Genomic DNA, 17,849 nt, shown 5'->3' with positions numbered 1-17,849 from the left:
CAATCGGCTACCGGACCAGCGGCTTCCTGCGTTCGACCGCACCGCTGAGGGCGGCGACGCCGAGGCCCAGGATGGCCAGCACCGCCCCCACGAGGGCCGGCGCCACGTAGCCCCAGCCCCACGCGATGACGAGACCGCCGAGGAAAGCGCCCAGGGCGTTCGCCACGTTGAGGGCCGCATGGTTCAGCGAGGACGCCAGCGACGGCGCGCCGGGGGAGGCATCGAGGAGCCGCGTCTGCAGCGCCGGGACGAGCATGGAACCGGCGGCCCCCACGACGAAGACCATCACGTAGGCGGACCAGGGCCAGTGCACGGCCACCGCGTAGACCACGAGCGCCACGGCAACGCCGGGCAGGACCCAGTAGATGGTGCCCATGACGGACTTGTCCGCAATCCGTCCGCCGACGATGTTTCCCACCACCATGCCCACGCCGTAAAGGGCGACGACGAGCGGCAGCCACTCCGAGGGAATGCCCGCCACTGAGGTCATGGTGTGCGCGATGTAGGTGTACGTGGCGAAGAAACCGCCGAAGCCGACCACGCCGATCAGGACGGCGAGCCAGACCTGCAGCCGCTTCAGCGCGCCGAGTTCACGGCGGATGCTCGCGTCGGCGTGGGGTTTCTGGAACGGCACGAACTTCCACAGCATGGCCATGGTGGCGATGCCGATCAGGCCGACCAGCAGGAAGAGCAGCCGCCAGCCAAAGTTCTGGCCCAGCCAGGTCCCGAACGGCACACCGATGACGTTGGAAACGGTGAGGCCCGCCATCACCATCGAGATGGCCCAGCCCCGTTTGGTCGGGGCGACCAGGGACGAGGCAATGACCGCGGCAACCCCGAAGAAGGCGCCGTGCGGCAGACCTGCGGCGAAGCGGGACACCAGCATGGTGCCGTAGTCCGGGGCGATGAAGGAACTGAGGTTCGCGAGGCTGAAGAACAGCATGAGCCCCAGCGCGAGGTACTTGCGCGGCAGTTTGGCTCCGACGGCGGCCAGTACCGGTGCGCCGACCACCACGCCCAGGGCATAGGCGGAGATCAGGTGCCCGGCCTCCGGGGTGCCGATGCCCAGGCCCTGTTCCACCTCCTTGAGCAGGCCCATCATGGTGAACTCTGTGGTGCCGATGCCGAATCCGCCCATCGCAAGGGAAATGATGGCGAGGGCAAGGTGGCGGCTGCCGGTTTTCGGCGTCGCGGGGGCGTCTTTGGTGGTCGTCATTCATCTACTTTTCGGGAATGATCCCGGCTGGAGCCAGGAGAATGCGGCGCAGTGGTTCGGCGTGGAGTCTCTGAGCAGGGAATGCGGAGCGCAGGCTCCGGTATTCCAATATTCCAACGGCGTACGCCAGGTCTCCCATCATTGTCCCCCGGCAACCACGGCCGCGGCGCCCCTAGACTGGTGGACGTGACTGAACTCATCAACGTCGTCGGCGGCGCAGTAGTGGATTCCCTGGCCGACCCCCGGACCCTCCTGGTGGCGAGGCGGACCGCACCACCCCAGTTTGCCGGCATGTGGGAGTTCCCCGGCGGCAAGGTGGACCCGGGTGAGGCTCCGGAGCGTGCACTGCACCGTGAACTGCTGGAGGAACTCGGGGTGGAAGTCCGGCTGGGGCCGGAGCTGCCCGCTGAGGCACCGGCCGGCTGGCCGCTCAACGACCGGGCCGCGATGCGAGTCTGGTTCGCCGAGCTGGCGGCCGGCACGCCGCAGCCACTTCAGGACCATGACGAACTCCGCTGGGTGGCGCTGACGGACCCGCAGGAAGTCCTGGAGCTGCCCTGGATCCCGGCCGACCTGCCGATCGTGGAAGCACTCCTGGCGGCGGTCGCGGCGGAACCCTCGCCAAACTAGGCGCTGTGTGCCTACGCTGGGGCGAACCGAGAGGAGCTTGGCGTGCAGGTGGGGGTCAGACGGGAACAGCGTGCGGGGGAACGCCGGGTTGCGGCCACCCCCGAGACGGTGCGGCAGCTCACGGGCCTCGGCTTGTCGCTGCTGGTGGAATGCGGTGCCGGCGTCGAATCCGGCTACGGCGACGCCGACTATGAGGCGGCCGGGGCCAGCCTCACACCGGAGCTCCCGCTGGACGCCGTGGATGTCCTGTTGCACGTCCGCCCGCTCTCCCCGGAAACAGCCGGCGCGCTGCGGCCCGGCACCGTCACCATCGGTTTCGCCTCACCGGCTTCGGAACTTCCGGCCGTGGGCGCCCTCGCCGCCGCCGGCGTGACGTCCTTTGCCTTGGAACTCGTGCCCCGGATCTCCCGTGCCCAGTCTATGGACGCGCTCAGCTCCCAGTCCCTGGTCGCCGGCTACCGCGCCGTGCTGGAGGCGGCCCTGCGCTACCCGAGGTTCTTTCCGCTGTACATGACCGCCGCCGGGACCATCCCGCCGGCGCGGGTGCTGGTGCTCGGCGCCGGCGTCGCAGGCCTGCAGGCGATCGGCACCGCGAAACGGCTCGGCGCGCGGGTCTCGGCCAACGACATCCGCGCCGCCTCCGCCGACGAGGTCGCTTCGATGGGCGGCACCTTCATTAACCTGGAGCTCGATACCGGAGCTGCGAACGCGTCCGCTGAGGGCAGCGGCGGCTACGCCCGTGAACTCGCGGAGGACCGCGCGGCCCGGCAGCGTGCCTTGCTGGCGCCACACGTCGCCGCGGCGGATGTGCTGATTACGACGGCGGCGATTCCGGGCCGGGCCGCCCCGCTGCTCGTCACCGCCGACATGGTGGCCGGGATGCGGGCCGGATCGGTCGTCGTGGATCTTGCCGCCGAATCCGGCGGCAACGTCGAGAGAGTCATCGCCGGCCGGGACATTTTGGTTCCGGTCCCGGGCGGCGCCGTGACGCTGGTCGGGATGCAGGACGCGGCGTCTGCCGTAGCTTCCGACGCGTCCCGGCTGTACGCCAAGAACGTCGCCAACCTCCTGGCCCTGATGACCCTGGACGGCAAGGTGGTCCCGGACTTCGACGATGACGTCGTCGCCGGGGCCTGTCTGACCCACGACGGCGCCGTACGGCACGCCGGCACGGCGGCAGCGATGGAGGCCCACAACTAATGGATGCTGTCACGTTACTCACGGTGGTGGTGCTCGCCGTCTTCGTCGGCTTTGAAGTCGTCTCCAAAGTCACCAGCAAGCTGCATACCCCGCTGATGTCCGGCGCCAACGCCATCCACGGCATCATCCTGGTCGGCGCGGTCATCGTGGCAGGCCAGGCCGACGACCCCTGGCTGCTCGCCGTCGCCTTGCTCGCGGTGGTCCTCGCGACCGTCAACCTGGTGGGCGGTTTTGTCGTCACGGACCGGATGCTGGAGATGTTCGGCCCGCGGAAGGCCGCGCGTCCCGGTGCCACTACGGTATCCGGCCCGTCTGCCGGCGCCGGTGCGGCGCGGGAGGAGGGCAAATGAGCGTCCTCGCCCCGGGCTGGACCGCGCTGTTCTACCTCGTGGCGGCCGTCTGCTTCATTCTCGCCCTGAAGGGCCTCAGCTCGCCCCGGACCGCCCGTCGTGGCAACGCCATCGGCGCGGCCGGTGCTGCGGTGGCCGTGGTGACCGTGTTCCTCTCCGCGCGGCTGGAGAACATTCCGCTGATCCTGGCCGCCATCGCCGTCGGCACCGCACTGGCCGTACCGGTGGCCCGGCGGGTGCAGATGACCCAGATGCCGCAATTGGTGGCCCTGTTCAACGGGGTGGGCGGCGGCGCGGCGGCGCTGGTAGCGGTGCTGGAACTCGGCCACAGCGCGGACTCCTGGGTGCGGCCGGCCGTCGTGTTCACCATGCTGGTCGGCGCGGTGTCCTTCGCCGGTTCGGCCGTCACGGTCGGGAAACTGCAGGAGCTGATCAGCACCCGACCATTGCTCTTCCCGGGTATGCCTGCCGTGATGGTGCTCGTCCTGGCGGGCGCCCTGACCGCGGGTGCACTCGTTGTGCTGACGGGGTCGGCGGCCTGGGCCGGGGCGCTGCTGGTGCTGGGCCTGGCCGCGGGGCTACTGCTGGTGCTCCCGGTCGGCGGCGCCGACGTGCCGATCGTGATCTCGTTGCTGAACGCCTTCACCGGCCTCGCCGTCGCGGCGTCCGGGATCGTGCTCGGCAACGTGCTGCTGCTCGTCGCCGGGACACTTGTGGGCGCCAGCGGCACCATCCTGACCAAGGTGATGGCCTCGGCCATGGGGCGCGGCGTGGCCGGCATCATGTTTGGCGCCTTCCGGGGCGGATCCACAGCGGGTTCGACCGCCCTCAGCGACCGGCCGGTGCGCTCCTCCTCGGCCGAGGACGTCGCCGTCCAGCTCGGCTATGCCCAGCGCGTCGTGATCGTGCCGGGCTACGGCCTCGCCGTCGCCCAGGGCCAGCACACGGTAGCCGAGCTTGCCACCGCCCTCACCGCCAGGGGAGTCGACGTCGTCTTCGCCATCCACCCGGTCGCGGGCCGGATGCCCGGGCACATGAACGTGCTGCTGGCGGAGGCAAACGTGCCGTACGAGTCGCTCCGGGAACTCGAGGAGGTCAACCCGGAGTTCGCCAACACGGACATCGCCCTGGTGGTGGGCGCGAACGACGTCGTCAACCCGGCCGCGAAGTCGTCCCCGGGGTCGCCGATCTACGGGATGCCGATCCTCGAGGTGGTCCAGGCGCAGCAGGTGGTGTTCCTGAAGCGCTCGATGCGGCCGGGCTTCGCCGGCATCGAGAACGAGCTCCTGCATGACCCCAAAACCACCCTGCTGTTCGGCGACGCCAAGGATTCGCTCTCCAAGGTCCTCGGAGCGGTCAAAATCCTCTAGGCACACCGGAAAGGAATGGCGCCGGGAAGGCGCCCTGCCGGAGAACAGGAAGAGGCCGCGCCGGTCAGAAGAGCGTGGGCTGCGCTGTTCCGGCGTTGACGCCGGCACTGTAGGCCGCCGCTCCCGGCGCGGCCGGTCCGGGGATGCTGCCCGCCGGGTACTGGGCTTCCTCCTCCCGCGGATCATCGTTGAGGTCCCGGTGGCTGAACCCCGAGGATCCCAGGAAGCCGTGCCGGGACTTGAAATACCGGATGCGGCCCGCCAGCCACGCGCGATATTCCTTGGAAGCGTAGGAACCGCTGCCATAGAGGCGGCGGTATTTTCCGGCGAGCTGGGGGTGCTCACGGGCGATCCACTGCATGAACCACTCCCGGGTGCCGGGCTTGAGGTAGAGCGCCCCTGCCGTGACGCCTGTGGCGCCCGCCGCTGCGAGCGAGCCGAAGAGCGAGTCCAACGCTTCGTCGGAGTCCGAGAGCCAGGGCAGGATGGGCATGGCCATCACGCCGCAGGGAAGCCCCGCGTCGCGCAGCCGGGAGACCAGCTTCAATCTGGCCCGCGGGCCCGGCGTTCCGGGTTCCACCGCCTCGGCGAGCCGCTCGTCGGTCATGGCCAGCGAGATCCCCACGCCCACCGGGACCTGGGCGGCGGCGTGCTTGAGCAGCGGGATATCCCGGGCCAGCAGCGTGCCCTTGGTGAGGATGGACAGCGGAGTGCCGGAGTCGGCCAGGGCGCCGATGATGCCGGGCATCAGCTGGTAGCGGCCTTCGGCGCGCTGGTACGGGTCCGTGTTGGTGCCCAGGGCGACGTGGTGGCGCTGCCAGGAGGGCTTGGCGAGTTCCTTGCGCAGCACCTCGGCGGCGTTGATCTTGACTACTACCTGGCTGTCGAAGTCGAGGCCGGAGTCGAAGTCGAGGTAGGTGTGGCTCTTGCGGGCGAAGCAGTAGACGCAGGCGTGGCTGCAGCCGCGGTAGGGATTGACCGTCCACTCGAACGGCATGCGGGAACCGGCGGCCACCTTGTTGAGCACCGATTTGGCGGTGACCTCATGAAAAGTGACCCCGGCAAACTCAGGGGTGGAGACGGACCGCACGAGTCCGGCCAGCGGCAGCAGGGCCGGCGAGGCGGGCCCTGCGGCGGACCCTGCAGGGAGAGCTTCGCCGCTTGGCTTCAGTGCTTGCGCGTCCCATCTCATGGATACATTCGAATATATGTTCGATCTTAAGTCAAGGACCCGGGGCCAAAGAAACAGCGCCGGCATGGATCGTGCCGTTGCTAGGCTGGGCGCATGATTCTCCTGACTGGCTTCGAACCGTTTGGCGGCGAAAGCACCAACCCGTCCTGGACCGCGGCGCGCGGTGCGGCGGCCCTGCTCGAAGCCGAAGGCCATGAGGTGACGGCGATCGAACTTCCCTGCGTCTTCGGGGAGGCCATCACGGTGCTGCACGCGGCCCTGTCGGAGCACCGACCGGACCTCGTGGTCTGCGCAGGACAGGCCGGCGGCAGGGCACGCATTTCGCTGGAGCGGATCGCGATCAACTGCGATGACGCGCGAATCCCTGACAACGCGGGCAACGCCCCGGTCGACGAGCCTGTGGTGCCCGGCGCTCCGGCGGCCTACTTCAGCACGCTGCCGGTAAAGGCGGCGCTGGCGGCGCTGGGAGCGGCGGGCATTCCCGCCGAGGTGTCGCAGACGGCCGGGACCTATGTCTGCAACCACGTCTTTTACGGCCTGATGCACGCCCTGCGGCTCACCCAGGGGGCGCGCGGCGGCTTTGTCCATGTACCGTACGGGCCGGACCAGGTCCCGCCGGGAAGCGGACTGGCCTCACTCCCGCAGGAGCAGATGGTGCAGGCGCTCGCCGTCGTCGTACGGACCGCGCTGGCGACGACGGCTGACCTCAAGCTCGCCGCGGGCGCCACCCACTAGCCCCGCCCCGCACGAAGTCCCGCCCGGTCGGCGAGCTCAGTCGAGCAGCTCCCAGACGACGTCGACAGTCGCCGTGACGCTCGAACCGCCCGCCTCGACGGTCAGCGGCTCGGATGCCGCCACGCGCTGCATCTTGGCCAGCGGGATGGGTGAGGCGGTCCCGGACTGCTGCGTTACCGAGAGTGTCCTGCCTAGCCGGGCGCCCGCCAGCGCGGCGAAGTGCTCGGCTGCGGTGCGGGCGTCGTTCCATGCCGCCTCCCGGGCGCGCACCTCGACCGCCGACGGATCGGTAAAGCCGAGCTCCAGCCCGTTGAGGCGTACATCGTCCCCGCCTGCTGCGACCGCCGCGGCGATGAGCGCCGACGCGGCCGCCGGCTCGCGGAGCCGGACACTCAGCATGCTGGAGGCCAGGTAGCCGGAGACGAGCTGCCCGCGGCCCTCCTGCCAGCTGACCTCCGCCCGGACGTTCAGCCCCGACGTCGTGATGTCCGCGTCCGGCACGCCGTGCCTCCTGAGCACGGCCGTGATCGCGGACGCGGCGAGGGCGGCGTCGCCATACGCCGCCTCCACGCCGGGCCGGCGGCATTCGACGCCGATGGCGAGGGTCAGCAGGTCCGGCGCGGCTTCCGCGGTGCCGGATCCGGTGACCGCAATGGACCGGGGAGTTTCCGTCATGTCATGCCTCGTTCCGCTCGGGGGCCTTGCTGGCCGGTTTTCCTGTGGCGTCTTTTCCTGGGGGTCGTCGGGAAGCGCTTGGGGAGGGCAGGAGGGGGTAACCGCCGGCGCGGAGCCCAGCGTGCCGTTCAAAGGGGTTGGCCGATCCGGGATTGCCCGTCCGCCACAGGGACCAGGCAGCGGACAGGAAGTACAGCGGCAGGAACGGCATGCCCAGGCACCAGGCGTACTGGGTGCTGTGGCGTTCCTCGTGTCCCAGCAGCACCGGGTTGCCCAGGGCTTCGGCGGGACCGGCCCGGAACAGCACCACGTTGCCCACGGTGAACGCCGCCGCGAACGGCAGCCGCCAGCGGTAGCCGGTGGCGAGGATCAGGCCGCGGGGGCCGCGACGGACCCTGGTCCGGGCGCAGGCTGCCAGCAGCAACCCCAGCGGGGTAGATGCATTCAACAGATTGGCAAGCTGCCGCAGCCGCTGTCCGGAGGTCATGAGGCCATGGTAGCGGGGGAGCCGTGCTGCCCGGCGGTCCCTGTCCGTCACGTTCGGGCGCCCGGACGCGTTCAACTAGACTGGACGGGAGCGCCCGCCGGGAAGTTCCGGTGAGCCCTGACCTTTGTCAATGCACCGGTCCCTGCACCCGTTGAGGCCCTGCGTGCGTTGGCATCACCCGACTCGTAGCTAAGAACAGTAGATGACTGAAACTTTGCCGGGCGCCCCCGTCCCGAACCCTCTGGATGAAGCCGCCATCACCGCCGCCGTAGACCAGGCCGTCGCCGCCATTGCCGCCGCCTCGACGCTCGATGAGCTCAAGGCCGTGCGCCTCGCCCACACCGGGGAGAAATCCGCGCTGAGCCTGGCCAACCGTGAGATTGGCGCCCTGCCCAAGGACCAGAAGGCCGCCGCCGGCAAGCTTATGGGAGCCTCCCGCGGACGCGTCAACAAGGCGCTCGCGGACCGCACGGTCGAACTGGAGGCGGAGAACGACGCCCGCATCCTGGTCGAGGAAACCGTGGACGTTACGGCTGCTCCGCGCCGCCGTCGCGCCGGTGCCCGCCACCCGCTGTCCACGCTGCAGGACCGCGTCGCGGACATCTTCGTCGGGATGGGCTGGGAGATCGCCGAAGGCCCCGAGGTCGAGTCGGAGTGGTTCAACTTCGATGCGCTGAACTTCAAGCCGGACCACCCGGCCCGCGAAATGCAGGACACCTTCTTCGTGGAGCCGCCCGAGGCCCACCTGCTGATGCGCACCCACACCTCCCCGGTGCAGGTCCGCTCCATGCTGGAACGCGAGGTGCCGATCTACGTGCTGTGCCCGGGCGAGGTCTTCCGCACCGACGAACTCGACGCCACGCACACCCCGGTCTTCCACCAGTTCGAGGGCCTCGCGATCGACAAGAGCCTGTCCATGGCGGACCTGCGCGGGACCCTGGAGCACTTCGCCCGCCAGATGTTTGGCGACGAGGCCCAGATCCGGTTGCGCCCCAACTACTTCCCGTTCACCGAGCCGTCCGCGGAGCTGGACATCTGGCACCCCGGGGCCAAGGGCGGCCCGCGCTGGATCGAGTGGGGCGGCTGCGGCATGGTCAACCCCAACGTGCTGCGCGCCGCCGGCATCGATCCGGACGTCTATTCAGGTTTTGCCTTCGGCATGGGCATCGAACGCACCCTCATGTTCCGCAATGAGGTCGGCGACATGCGCGACATGATCGAAGGCGATGTACGTTTCAGCGAGCACTTCGGGATGGAGATCTAACAGTGCGTATCCCACTTTCCTGGCTGCGTGAATTCGCAGCGGTACCGGCCGGAGCGACGGCCGAAGACGTGATGGCCGATCTGGTCAAGGTCGGTTTTGAAGAGGAAGCGGTCCACCGCCCCACGGATGCGCTCCAGGGCCCCATCGTGGTGGGCCAGGTCCTGAGCCTGGTCAAGGAGCCGCAGTCCAACGGCAAGACCATCAACTGGTGCCAGGTCCGTGTGGTCCCCGAAGGCCAGGAGCAGACGCTCACCGGCGACGGCATCGACCCCTCCGGCGTGCAGGGCATCATCTGCGGCGCCCACAACTTTGTGGAAGGCGACAAGGTGGTGGTCACGCTTCCGGGCGCTGTCCTGCCCGGCGACTTCCGGATCTCCGCCCGCAAGACCTACGGGCACCTTTCCGCCGGCATGATCGCCTCGGTCCGCGAACTCGGCATCGGCGAGGACCACGACGGCATCCTGGTGCTGTCCCGGATCGGCCTGGACCCGGAACTGGGTACCGACGCCATGGAACTGCTCGGCCTCTACGACCAGGCCGCGGAAATCAACGTCACTCCGGACCGGGGCTATGCCTTCTCGATCCGCGGCGTGGCCCGGGAATACGCGCACGCCACCGGCACGCCCTTCACCGACCCCGCGTCCAAGGTGCAGGCCCCCGCCGCCCTGGCCGGCGGCTACCCGGTCAAGCTCAACGACGACGCACCGATCTACGGCAAGCCCGGCTGCGACCGCTTCGTGGCCCGCACCGTGCACGGTGTGGACGCCACCCGTCCCACCCCGCCCTGGATGTCCGCCCGGCTCCGCCTCGCCGGCATCCGCTCCATCTCGCTGCCGGTGGACATCTCCAACTACGTCATGCTGGAGCTCGGCCAGCCGCTGCACTTCTACGACCAGGACAAGCTTTCCGGCGAGATCGTGGTCCGCCGCGCCGTCTCCGGCGAGAAGCTCAAGACCCTGGACGGCAAGGACCGCGCGCTCGACGCCGAAGACCTCCTGATCACGGACGGCTCCGGCCCGATCGGCGTCGCCGGTGTGATGGGTGGCGCCGCCACCGAAGTCAGCGACGCGACGTCGACCATCCTGATCGAAGCGGCGCACTTTGAGGAAGTCTCGATTGCCCGTTCGCGCCGCCGCCACAAGCTGCCCTCCGAGGCGTCCAAGCGCTTCGAACGCGGCGTGGACTGGCACGTTGCCCACGTGGCCGCCCAGCGCGCCGTCGACCTCCTCGTTGAACTCGCCGGAGGCACCGATGCGGCCGAGGGCACCGACGTTGGCACCGCGCCCGCTCCGGTTACCGTGCAGTTGCCGGCGGCGTTCGCCGCCGAGCGGATCGGCATCGACTTCACCGAGGAACAGATCCTGACCTCGCTCCAGGACCTCGGCGCCGTCGTCGAAAAGACCAGCACCGGCTACAGCGTCACGGCCCCGAGCTGGCGCAACGACCTGGAAACGAAGGAAGACCTCTCCGAGGAAATCGCCCGGCTGGTCGGCTATGACAAGATCCCCGCGACCCTCCCGGTGGCGCCCCCGGGACGCGGCCTTACTCGAGTCCAGCAGCAGCGCCGCCGGCTCGTGCAGGCCCTGGCCGACGCCGGCCTCACCGAGGTGATGGCGTACCCGTTCGTCTCCAAGGCCGCCAACGACACCTTCGGGGTCCCCGTGGCCGGCGCGGAGCGCAAGGCGCTCAAGCTGGCCAACCCGATCAGCGAAGAGCAGGGCTACCTGCGGACCTCCATCCTGCCGGGCCTGATCGAGGTCGCCAAGCGCAACCACTCCCGCGGCTTCCGCGACCTCGCGCTCTTCGAGTCCGGGCTGGTCTTCCTGCCCGGCGACACGCTGGGCACCGCCTCGATTCCGCCGCTGGGCGCCAAGCCCTCCGACGAGGTGCTGGACGGTCTGTACGACGGCGTCCCGGACCAGCCGCTGCATCTCGGCGCCGTGCTGACCGGCCACGATTCCCCGGCTGGGCCGGCACACACGCCCCGCGCCTGGGACTGGGCCGACGCGCTGGACATCGCCCGGCTCGCCGGCGATGTGCTCGGCGTCGAACTCGTGGTCAGCAAGGGCCAGCACCAGGCGTTCCACCCGGGCCGTGCCGCGCAGTTGGCGCTGCGCAGCGGCGAGGTCGTGGGCTACGCCGGCGAACTCCACCCGAAACTGCTCGCAGCGCACGACATGCCGGCCCGCTCGGTGGCGCTGGAGCTGGACGCCGAGGCGCTCTTCGAAGCCGCCGCCGACGTGATCGTCGCCCGGCACATCTCCAGCTACCCCGTGGCGACCCAGGACGTCGCCCTCGTGGTCGCGGCCGACGTTGCGGCGGACGAGGTGCTGGCCGTCCTGCGCGAGGGCGCGGGGGAGCTGCTTGAGGAGGTGTCCCTGTTCGACGTCTACGCCGGCAAGGGCATCGAGGAGGGTAAGAAGTCGCTCGCTTTCAACCTGCGCTTCCGGGCCGACGACCGGACGCTGACCGCGGACGAGGCTTCGGCTGCCCGCGACAGCGCGGTCGCTGCCGCCCACGAGCGTTTCGGCGCCGTGCAGCGCTAGCGGCCCGGAGGGGGAGCCCCTGACGGGAGAGCCTGAAATATAGGAGGGCGGGACCATGGCATCGCAGCTGATTGTGCGGTCGGTCCCGCCCTTTGGCGTACCTGGCGCACCCGGGTTACCGGACGCCGCCGCCCGCGAACAGCTGGACGACGTCGAGCTCGGGCGCGCCCTGGGCCTGGAGCCCGGTCCGCGGGCGGCGTTCCTGGCCGGCCGGCTGGCTCAGCGGCAGCTTGCCGCCGAACTGCTGGACGTGCCGCCGTCGGAGCTCACAGCCGCCTACGACTGTCCGCAGTGCGGTCCCGGCAGCCCGCACGGCAGGCCCGGCTACACCCTGGCCGGCGCGCCGGCTCCGCTTCTGCTCAGCCTGTCCCGCAGCGCGGGCTGGGTCCTGCTGGCCGCCGTGCTGGATCCTGACGCGGGGCTGCGCCTTGGCGTCGACGTGCAGGACCCGGCGGGTGCTGATTTTGACGGCTTCGATGAGGTGGCGCTGGGCCCGGCAGAACGCCAGAGCCTTCGCGGCCTCTCCGGCGCGGAGCTGTTGCACGGACGTGCCCGGCTCTGGGCACGCAAGGAGGCCTGGCTCAAGCTGTGCGGCGCCGGGTTGCGCACCGCGCCCGAGACCGTGGAGGTGCTGGACCAGCCCGGCATCCGGGACCTGCCACCCGATGAATCCGGACTGCCCGCGCAGTTCGCTGCCGCCGTCGCCCTTTCCGCGCTCCCGGCCCGGGATTAGCGCGGTCCCGGGGTCAGCTTTCAGGCGGTCAGCTGGCCGGAAGGGGCGGCAGCGCCTCTTGATAAAGCCAGGGGTGCAGCACAGCCTCGGCGTCCATCCCGGTGACGCGGTCCGCCGCCACGATGAAATCCTCGGTGGTGACGGAGCCGTGCCGGTGGCTGCCGGTCCACTCGTGCAGGAGCGCGAAGAAGGCAAGATCGCCGCAGTGGAGGCGGACCGCGTGCAGTGCGAGGGCGCCGCGCTTGTAGACGCGGTCATCGAACATCAATTCCGGCCCCGGGTCACCGACCAGCAGGTCCTGGCCCTCGCGGTTGAGCATCCGCCAGGCCGCCCGGGCGCGGTCGGCCACACTCATGATGCCGGCCTCCTCGGACCAGATCCACTCGGCGTAGCAGGCGAAGCCTTCGTGCAGCCAAATGTCCTTCCACGACGCTGCCGTCAGCGAATTCCCGAACCATTGGTGGGAGAGCTCGTGCGCGATCAGCCGCTGGGATTCCCAGTCCGGCGTCAGGTGGTTGCGCCCGAAAATGGACAGGGACTGGGCCTCCAGCGGGATCTCCAGGACGTCCTCGGTCACCACAACGGTGTAGTCGGCGAACGGATAGGGCCCGAAGCGGCTGGTGAAGGTACGCATCATCTGCGGCTGGCGGGCGAGCCCGGCGCGGGCCTCGGCCGACAGTTCGGCCGGCACCGCGGCGGTCTGGGCGACGTCGCCGGCCGTCCGGTCCGGGTTCAGCGGCAGCAGTTCGTACCGGCCGATCTGGACCGTGGCGAGGTAGCTGGCCATGGGTTCGGACTGCTCGTAGACCCAGGTTTCGCGGCTGGAACGGGCCTGGTGCGAGACCAGTACCCCGTTGCAGACGGCCCGGTAGTTGGCGTCGGTGGTGACCGCGATGCGGTAGCTGGCCTTGTCCCGCGGATGGTCGTTGCAGGGAAACCACGACGCCGCGCCGTTGGGCTGCCCGGCGACCAGGACGCCGTCGCTCAGTTCCTCCCAGCCCACCTCTCCCCAGAGCCCGCGGCGCGGCGCCGGGTTGCCCTCATAGCGGATGTCCAGGGTGAATTCGTCACCGGGCAGCAGCGCCGTGTCCGGCACCACGACCAGCCGCTCAGCCCGCTGGTTGAACTTGCGCACCTTGCGGCCGGGCATCAGCACCTTCGTGGCGCGGAGCCCGGTCAGGTCCAGGACAATCGCGGAGCTCTGGCGCCGGGCGACGGCGTGCAGCGTCGCCCGGCCGCCCAGATGGTTGCTGCTGATGCGGTAGTCGAGCTCCAGTTCGTAGCGCGTGACGCGGTAGACGTCGGTGCCATGGCCCGGCATGTACGGATCCGGAGCGGCTGCGGGCGTTGCGGGCGGCAATTCAGCGGGGAATTCCTCGGCAGCGGCTGAGGCGATGGGACTCATGGCACGGCTTTCGGTCGTTGCGGTGGACGGGAGGCGTCTTCCGGGCGGGGAACTACCCGGGCGGGGCTACTTGGGCTTGGGCGCCGGAACATCCGGGCCGACCCACGGGCTGACCGGATTTCCCATCCAGTACGTGGCGGCCGGGACCGTTTCGCCCCGCATCACGAGTGATGCAGGGCCCACCGTCCCGCCGTTGCCGATCCGGGCCCGCGGCAGGATGACTCCGTGCGGACCCATCGTGGCCCCGTCTTCGAGCGTAACAGTGTCGATGCTCATGACCCTGTCGTGGAAGAGATGGGTTTGGACCACGCCGCCGCGGTTGACCGTGGCGCTGCGGCCCAGGGTGACGAGGTCCGCCTCCGGCAGCCAGTAGCTCTCGCACCAGGTGCCAGCCCCGATCTTGGCGCCCAGGGCGCGCAACCACCAGACGAGGGCCGGGGTGCCGGATGCCGCGCGCGCGAACCATGGGGCGCTGACCATCTCGATGAAGGTGTCCACCACTTCGTTCCGCCAGATGAACGAACTCCAGAGCGGGTGCTCACCGGGGCGGATGCGTCCCACCAGGAGCCACTTCGCGACGACGGCGCTGCCGGCAGCGGCCGCGCCGGCCAGCAGGACCACGACGCCGCCCAGGAGGGCGGCTACGGCGTAGTTGAAGGTGCCGGCCAGCCAGTCCAGGGCCACGAGCACGGCCGCGGCGACGGCGACCGTGAGGACCACCGGGACAAAGCGGCAGAGCTCCCACAGGGCGCGGGCCAGTTTGAGCCGCAGGGGCGGCTGGAAGGTGCGGGTGTCATCGGAGGCGATGGCGGTCCTGCGCAGCCGCACCGGCGGGCTCCCCAGCCAGGAGGTCCCTGATTTCGCCTTCGCGGGGGTCGCGGAGAGGACCGCCACGAGGGAGTTCTTGGGCACGCTGCGCCCTGCGGCGGTCATGCCTGAGTTGCCGAGGAAGGAGCGTTTGCCCACCTTTGCCGGCGCGATCCTCATCCAGCCGCCGCCGAGCTCGTAGGACGCGATCAGGGTGTCGTCGGCCAGGAAGGCACCCTCGCCCACGGTCGTCATTTTCGGGATCAGCAGAACCGTGGAGGCCTCCACGTTCCGGCCGACCCTGGCGCCGAGCAGGCGGAGCCAGACCGGCGTGAAGAGGCTGGCGTAGACCGGGAAGAGCAGGTCTCGGGCCAGGTCGAGGACCCGTTCCGTCGCCCACACCTGCCAGCCGATCCGGCTGCGCACCCGGTAGTAGCCGGGGCGCAGCCCGGCGCCGAGCAGGCGCGTGGTCGCGAGAACCAGGACCAGGTTGGCGCCGAACCACGCGAGCGCGGCCGGCGGGAGTGAGACGGCCAGCTGCGGCAGGGCCGCGGCCAGCGAGTCGCGGCCCTGGATGAAGAGGAACATCACCAGTCCGGCCGCAGCGGCGGACAGGTAGGGGATCAGGGCCAGGAGAGCCGAGGCGGAGGCGAAACCGGCAAACCAGAGCCGGCCGATCAGATGGTGCTCCGGTGGCGTCGCGGGCCAGCCCTGTTTGGCTTTGCCCCGGCGTTCTGCCGGGGAGCCGGCCACCAAATGGCCGGCCTTGACCCGGCCAAGGACGGCCGAACCCGCCTCCACCTGCGCCCCGGCGCCGATGCTGGCACCCGGCATGAGCGTGCTGCGGGCGCCGACGACGGCACCGGCGCCGATCCGGATCGCGCCGATGTGGACGGAGTCGCCGTCGATCCACCAGCCGGAAAGATCGACTTCGGGTTCGATGTTGCAGCCGTTGCCGAGCGTGAGCAGCCCGGTCACCGGCGGCAGCGAATGGAGCTGGACGTTGTTGCCTATCGTGGCGCCCAGAGCCCGGGCGTAGTAGGGCACCCACGGGGCGCTGGCGAGGCTGACGGCCCCGGCCAGGTCCTGGATTTGTTCGGCCAGCCACAGGCGCAAATGCACTCGGCCGGAGCGAGGGTAGCTTCCGGGGGAGACGTTGCGCAGCAGGAGCCGGGCCGCGGCCACCGAAATAGCCATCCGCCCGGCCGGGCTGACGAACACCAGCCAGGAGGCTCCCACCCACCACCAGGACAGGGTCGGCGCCGCGGTGAACCCGGCGAGGGAGGCGAGCAAATTGTTCGCCACCATCAGGTAAGTCAGCCAGCGCATCCCGACGAGGATGTGCAGCGGAACACCCAGCAGCGTCTGGACCCACTGGGCGCGGCGGGACGTGGGACGGACCGAACGCTGGCCGGCCGCCGGGGCCCCGCCTTCCGGGAGGGACTGGCGTGCGGTGTCGATCAGGGCGCCGATCCGGGGCGTGGCGTAGATATCCGCCACCGTGATCGTCGGGTAGCGGACCCGCAGCGCGGAGACCAGCTGGGCCGCGGCCAGCGAGCCGCCGCCGAAGGCAAAGAAATCGGCATCGAGGTCCGAAACGGTCCCGCCCAGGACAGCGCTCCACTGCTCGACGATCCAGCGGGCGTCCTGCGGGAGGTCCATGGGCGCCGCCGCAGTATCCGCCGCCCCCGGGCCGGTCAGCGGCCACTGCAGTGCTTGCCGGTCCACCTTGCCGCTGGTTTTGGTCGGTAAGGCGTCCACGACGGTGAGCAACGGGATCAGCGGGGCGGGCAGGGTGGACGCGAGCAGCAGCCGGGCGGCTGCCAGGTCCAGTTCCCTGCCGTCGGCCGGTGAGAGGTAGCCGACCAGCACCTGGTTCCCGGCCGCCGTCGTCCGCACCGCTGCCGCCGCCCCGGCGACGTCGGGCAGCGACTGGAGGGCGGCGTCGATTTCGCCGAGCTCGATCCGGCGCCCACCCAGTTTGACCTGTTCGTCCGCGCGGCCGACGAAGAGCAGTCCCGCCCGCTCGTAGCGCACCAGATCGCCGGAGCGGTAGGCGCGGGACCAGCCCAGCGCCGGCAGGGGAGCATACTTCTCCGCGTCCTTGGCCGGATCGAGATAGCGGGCAAGCCCGACTCCGCCGATGATCAGCTCACCGATTCCGCCCTCGGAGACCGGCACCCCGTCGGAGTCGACGACAGCGAGGTCCCAGCCGTCGAGCGGTAGCCCGATCCGGACCGGTCCCGGGCCGCCCAGCGGCGCGGCGCAGGCGACGACGGTGGCCTCGGTGGGTCCGTAGGTGTTCCAGACTTCGCGTCCGTCCACGGCCAGCCGCTCGGCGAGTTCGGGCGGGCAGGCTTCGCCGCCGAAGATCAGCAGTCGGACGCTTTCGAGCGACTCCACCGGCCACAGCGCCGCGAGAGTGGGCACCGTGGAGACCACCGTGATGCCGTGGTTGATGAGCCAGGGGCCCAGGTCCATGCCGGTCCGGACCAGGGCGCGCGGCGCCGGGACCAGGCACGCACCGTGCCGCCAGGCGAGCCACATTTCCTCGCAGGAAGCATCGAAGGCCACCGAAAGCCCGGCCAGCACCCGGTCCTGGGGCCCGATCGGTTCGGCCTGGAGGAAGATCCGAGCCTCGGCGTCGGCGAAGGCGGCAGCCGAACGGTGCCGGACGGCGACGCCTTTGGGCGTGCCGGTGGATCCGGAGGTGAAGATGACCCAGGCATCGTCGCCTGGGACCGGCTCCCTGGCGGCCGGGAAGGGCCGGGGACGGCCGGAGTCCGTGACGATCGTCCCGCCGGCACGCAGCACGCCGGCAACGCCGGCCTCGCCGAACACCAGCGAGGCCCGCTCCTCGGGGTCGTCGGCGTCCACCGGAACGTAGGCGGCCCCGACGAACAACACCGCCAGGATGGAGATGTAAAGCTCGTTGGTGCCCGAGGGGATCCGGACGCCGATCTTGTCGCGCGCGCCCAGCCCGGCCAGGTGCAGCTTCCTCGCGGTGGCCCGGACCTCGTCCATCAGCTGGGCATAGCTTAGGGAGCGTCGGCCGTCGTCGAGCGCGGAGGCGTCCGGAAAGCGGTCGGCGGTCTCCCGCAGGACGTCGACCAGGGTCCGCTCCGGCGGCGCCGCGAAGGCGCCCGGCAGCTGCGGCTGATAGGCGGCGCCGGCCGGGCGGCCGCCGCCCAAGGGAACGCCGACGGCCGGCGTTTGCTGCTCAATCACAGGGTGATTCT

14 protein-coding genes are annotated in these 17,849 nt (G+C 70.3%); 8 read left to right on the top strand and 6 right to left on the bottom strand.

Annotated features, from left to right (window positions below; all coding sequences use genetic code 11):
* Window positions 1-7: 7 nt before the first annotated feature.
* Complete coding sequence (locus AC1DH3_RS15995) at window positions 8-1,216, bottom strand: MFS transporter (protein WP_441419418.1); 1,209 nt, start codon at window positions 1,214-1,216, stop codon at window positions 8-10.
* Between the two features lie 186 nt (window positions 1,217-1,402).
* Between AC1DH3_RS15995 and AC1DH3_RS15990 the strand changes: the two genes are divergently transcribed.
* Genes AC1DH3_RS15990 through AC1DH3_RS15975 form a run of 4 tightly spaced genes read left to right on the top strand, consistent with a single transcriptional unit; the run spans window position 1,403 to window position 4,766 of the window.
* Window positions 1,403-1,846 (top strand): (deoxy)nucleoside triphosphate pyrophosphohydrolase, encoded by a 444-nt coding sequence (locus tag AC1DH3_RS15990; protein WP_441419419.1) that lies wholly within the window; start codon window positions 1,403-1,405, stop codon window positions 1,844-1,846.
* A 42-nt stretch (window positions 1,847-1,888) separates the two neighbouring features.
* The gene (locus AC1DH3_RS15985) at window positions 1,889-3,046 is read left to right on the top strand and encodes an NAD(P) transhydrogenase subunit alpha (protein ID WP_476909745.1); all 1,158 of its coding nucleotides are present in this window, start codon (window positions 1,889-1,891) and stop codon (window positions 3,044-3,046) included.
* A complete protein-coding gene (locus tag AC1DH3_RS15980; RefSeq protein ID WP_476909744.1) occupies window positions 3,046-3,396 on the top strand; it encodes an NAD(P) transhydrogenase subunit alpha part 2 in 351 nt (116 codons plus the stop codon). Before AC1DH3_RS15985 ends, AC1DH3_RS15980 begins: the two co-directional genes overlap by 1 nt.
* On the top strand, window positions 3,393-4,766 hold the full coding sequence (locus AC1DH3_RS15975; protein ID WP_441419422.1) for an NAD(P)(+) transhydrogenase (Re/Si-specific) subunit beta: 1,374 nt from the start codon (window positions 3,393-3,395) through the stop codon (window positions 4,764-4,766). Before AC1DH3_RS15980 ends, AC1DH3_RS15975 begins: the two co-directional genes overlap by 4 nt.
* A gap of 64 nt (window positions 4,767-4,830) precedes the next feature.
* Here AC1DH3_RS15975 and AC1DH3_RS15970 read toward each other — a convergent pair whose 3' ends face one another.
* Entirely contained in the window at window positions 4,831-5,958 is a 1,128-nt protein-coding gene (locus AC1DH3_RS15970) for an Rv2578c family radical SAM protein (RefSeq protein ID WP_476909743.1), read from the bottom strand.
* A 93-nt stretch (window positions 5,959-6,051) separates the two neighbouring features.
* Here AC1DH3_RS15970 and pcp point away from each other — a divergent pair, with 93 nt between their 5' ends.
* Window positions 6,052-6,693: a pyroglutamyl-peptidase I gene (gene pcp, locus AC1DH3_RS15965; RefSeq protein WP_441419424.1), complete on the top strand. Its 642-nt coding sequence runs from the start codon at window positions 6,052-6,054 to the stop codon at window positions 6,691-6,693.
* Between the two features lie 36 nt (window positions 6,694-6,729).
* Here pcp and AC1DH3_RS15960 read toward each other — a convergent pair whose 3' ends face one another.
* Window positions 6,730-7,368 carry an SIMPL domain-containing protein gene (locus AC1DH3_RS15960; RefSeq protein ID WP_476909742.1) on the bottom strand — a complete coding sequence of 213 codons (639 nt, stop codon included), beginning with the start codon at window positions 7,366-7,368 and terminating at the stop codon, window positions 6,730-6,732.
* A gap of 1 nt (window position 7,369) precedes the next feature.
* Window positions 7,370-7,855: a hypothetical protein gene (locus AC1DH3_RS15955; protein WP_476909741.1), complete on the bottom strand. Its 486-nt coding sequence runs from the start codon at window positions 7,853-7,855 to the stop codon at window positions 7,370-7,372.
* A 202-nt stretch (window positions 7,856-8,057) separates the two neighbouring features.
* On the opposite strand from AC1DH3_RS15955, the gene pheS reads away from it, so the two are divergent.
* From pheS to AC1DH3_RS15940, 3 genes are read left to right on the top strand one after another with little or no spacing between them, the layout of a single operon-like run.
* Complete coding sequence (pheS, locus tag AC1DH3_RS15950; protein WP_476909740.1) at window positions 8,058-9,119, top strand: phenylalanine--tRNA ligase subunit alpha; 1,062 nt, start codon at window positions 8,058-8,060, stop codon at window positions 9,117-9,119.
* A 2-nt stretch (window positions 9,120-9,121) separates the two neighbouring features.
* Entirely contained in the window at window positions 9,122-11,665 is a 2,544-nt protein-coding gene (gene pheT / locus AC1DH3_RS15945; protein ID WP_476909739.1) for a phenylalanine--tRNA ligase subunit beta, read from the top strand.
* Between the two features lie 55 nt (window positions 11,666-11,720).
* Window positions 11,721-12,398, top strand: a complete 678-nt coding sequence (locus AC1DH3_RS15940) for a 4'-phosphopantetheinyl transferase family protein (RefSeq protein WP_476909738.1) — start codon at window positions 11,721-11,723, stop codon at window positions 12,396-12,398.
* Between the two features lie 28 nt (window positions 12,399-12,426).
* On the opposite strand, the gene AC1DH3_RS15935 is transcribed toward AC1DH3_RS15940, so the two are convergent.
* The gene (locus tag AC1DH3_RS15935; protein ID WP_476893573.1) at window positions 12,427-13,803 is read right to left on the bottom strand and encodes a M1 family metallopeptidase; all 1,377 of its coding nucleotides are present in this window, start codon (window positions 13,801-13,803) and stop codon (window positions 12,427-12,429) included.
* 66 nt (window positions 13,804-13,869) lie between these two features.
* Window positions 13,870-17,802, bottom strand: a complete 3,933-nt coding sequence (locus AC1DH3_RS15930) for a Pls/PosA family non-ribosomal peptide synthetase (RefSeq protein WP_476909772.1) — start codon at window positions 17,800-17,802, stop codon at window positions 13,870-13,872.
* Between the last annotated feature and the right edge of the window lie 47 nt (window positions 17,803-17,849).

This window comes from Arthrobacter sp. 05L428, assembly GCF_056397665.1.
The sequence above is the reverse complement of the archived record's forward strand: the minus strand, read 5'-3'. Positions and strand labels throughout refer to the sequence as shown.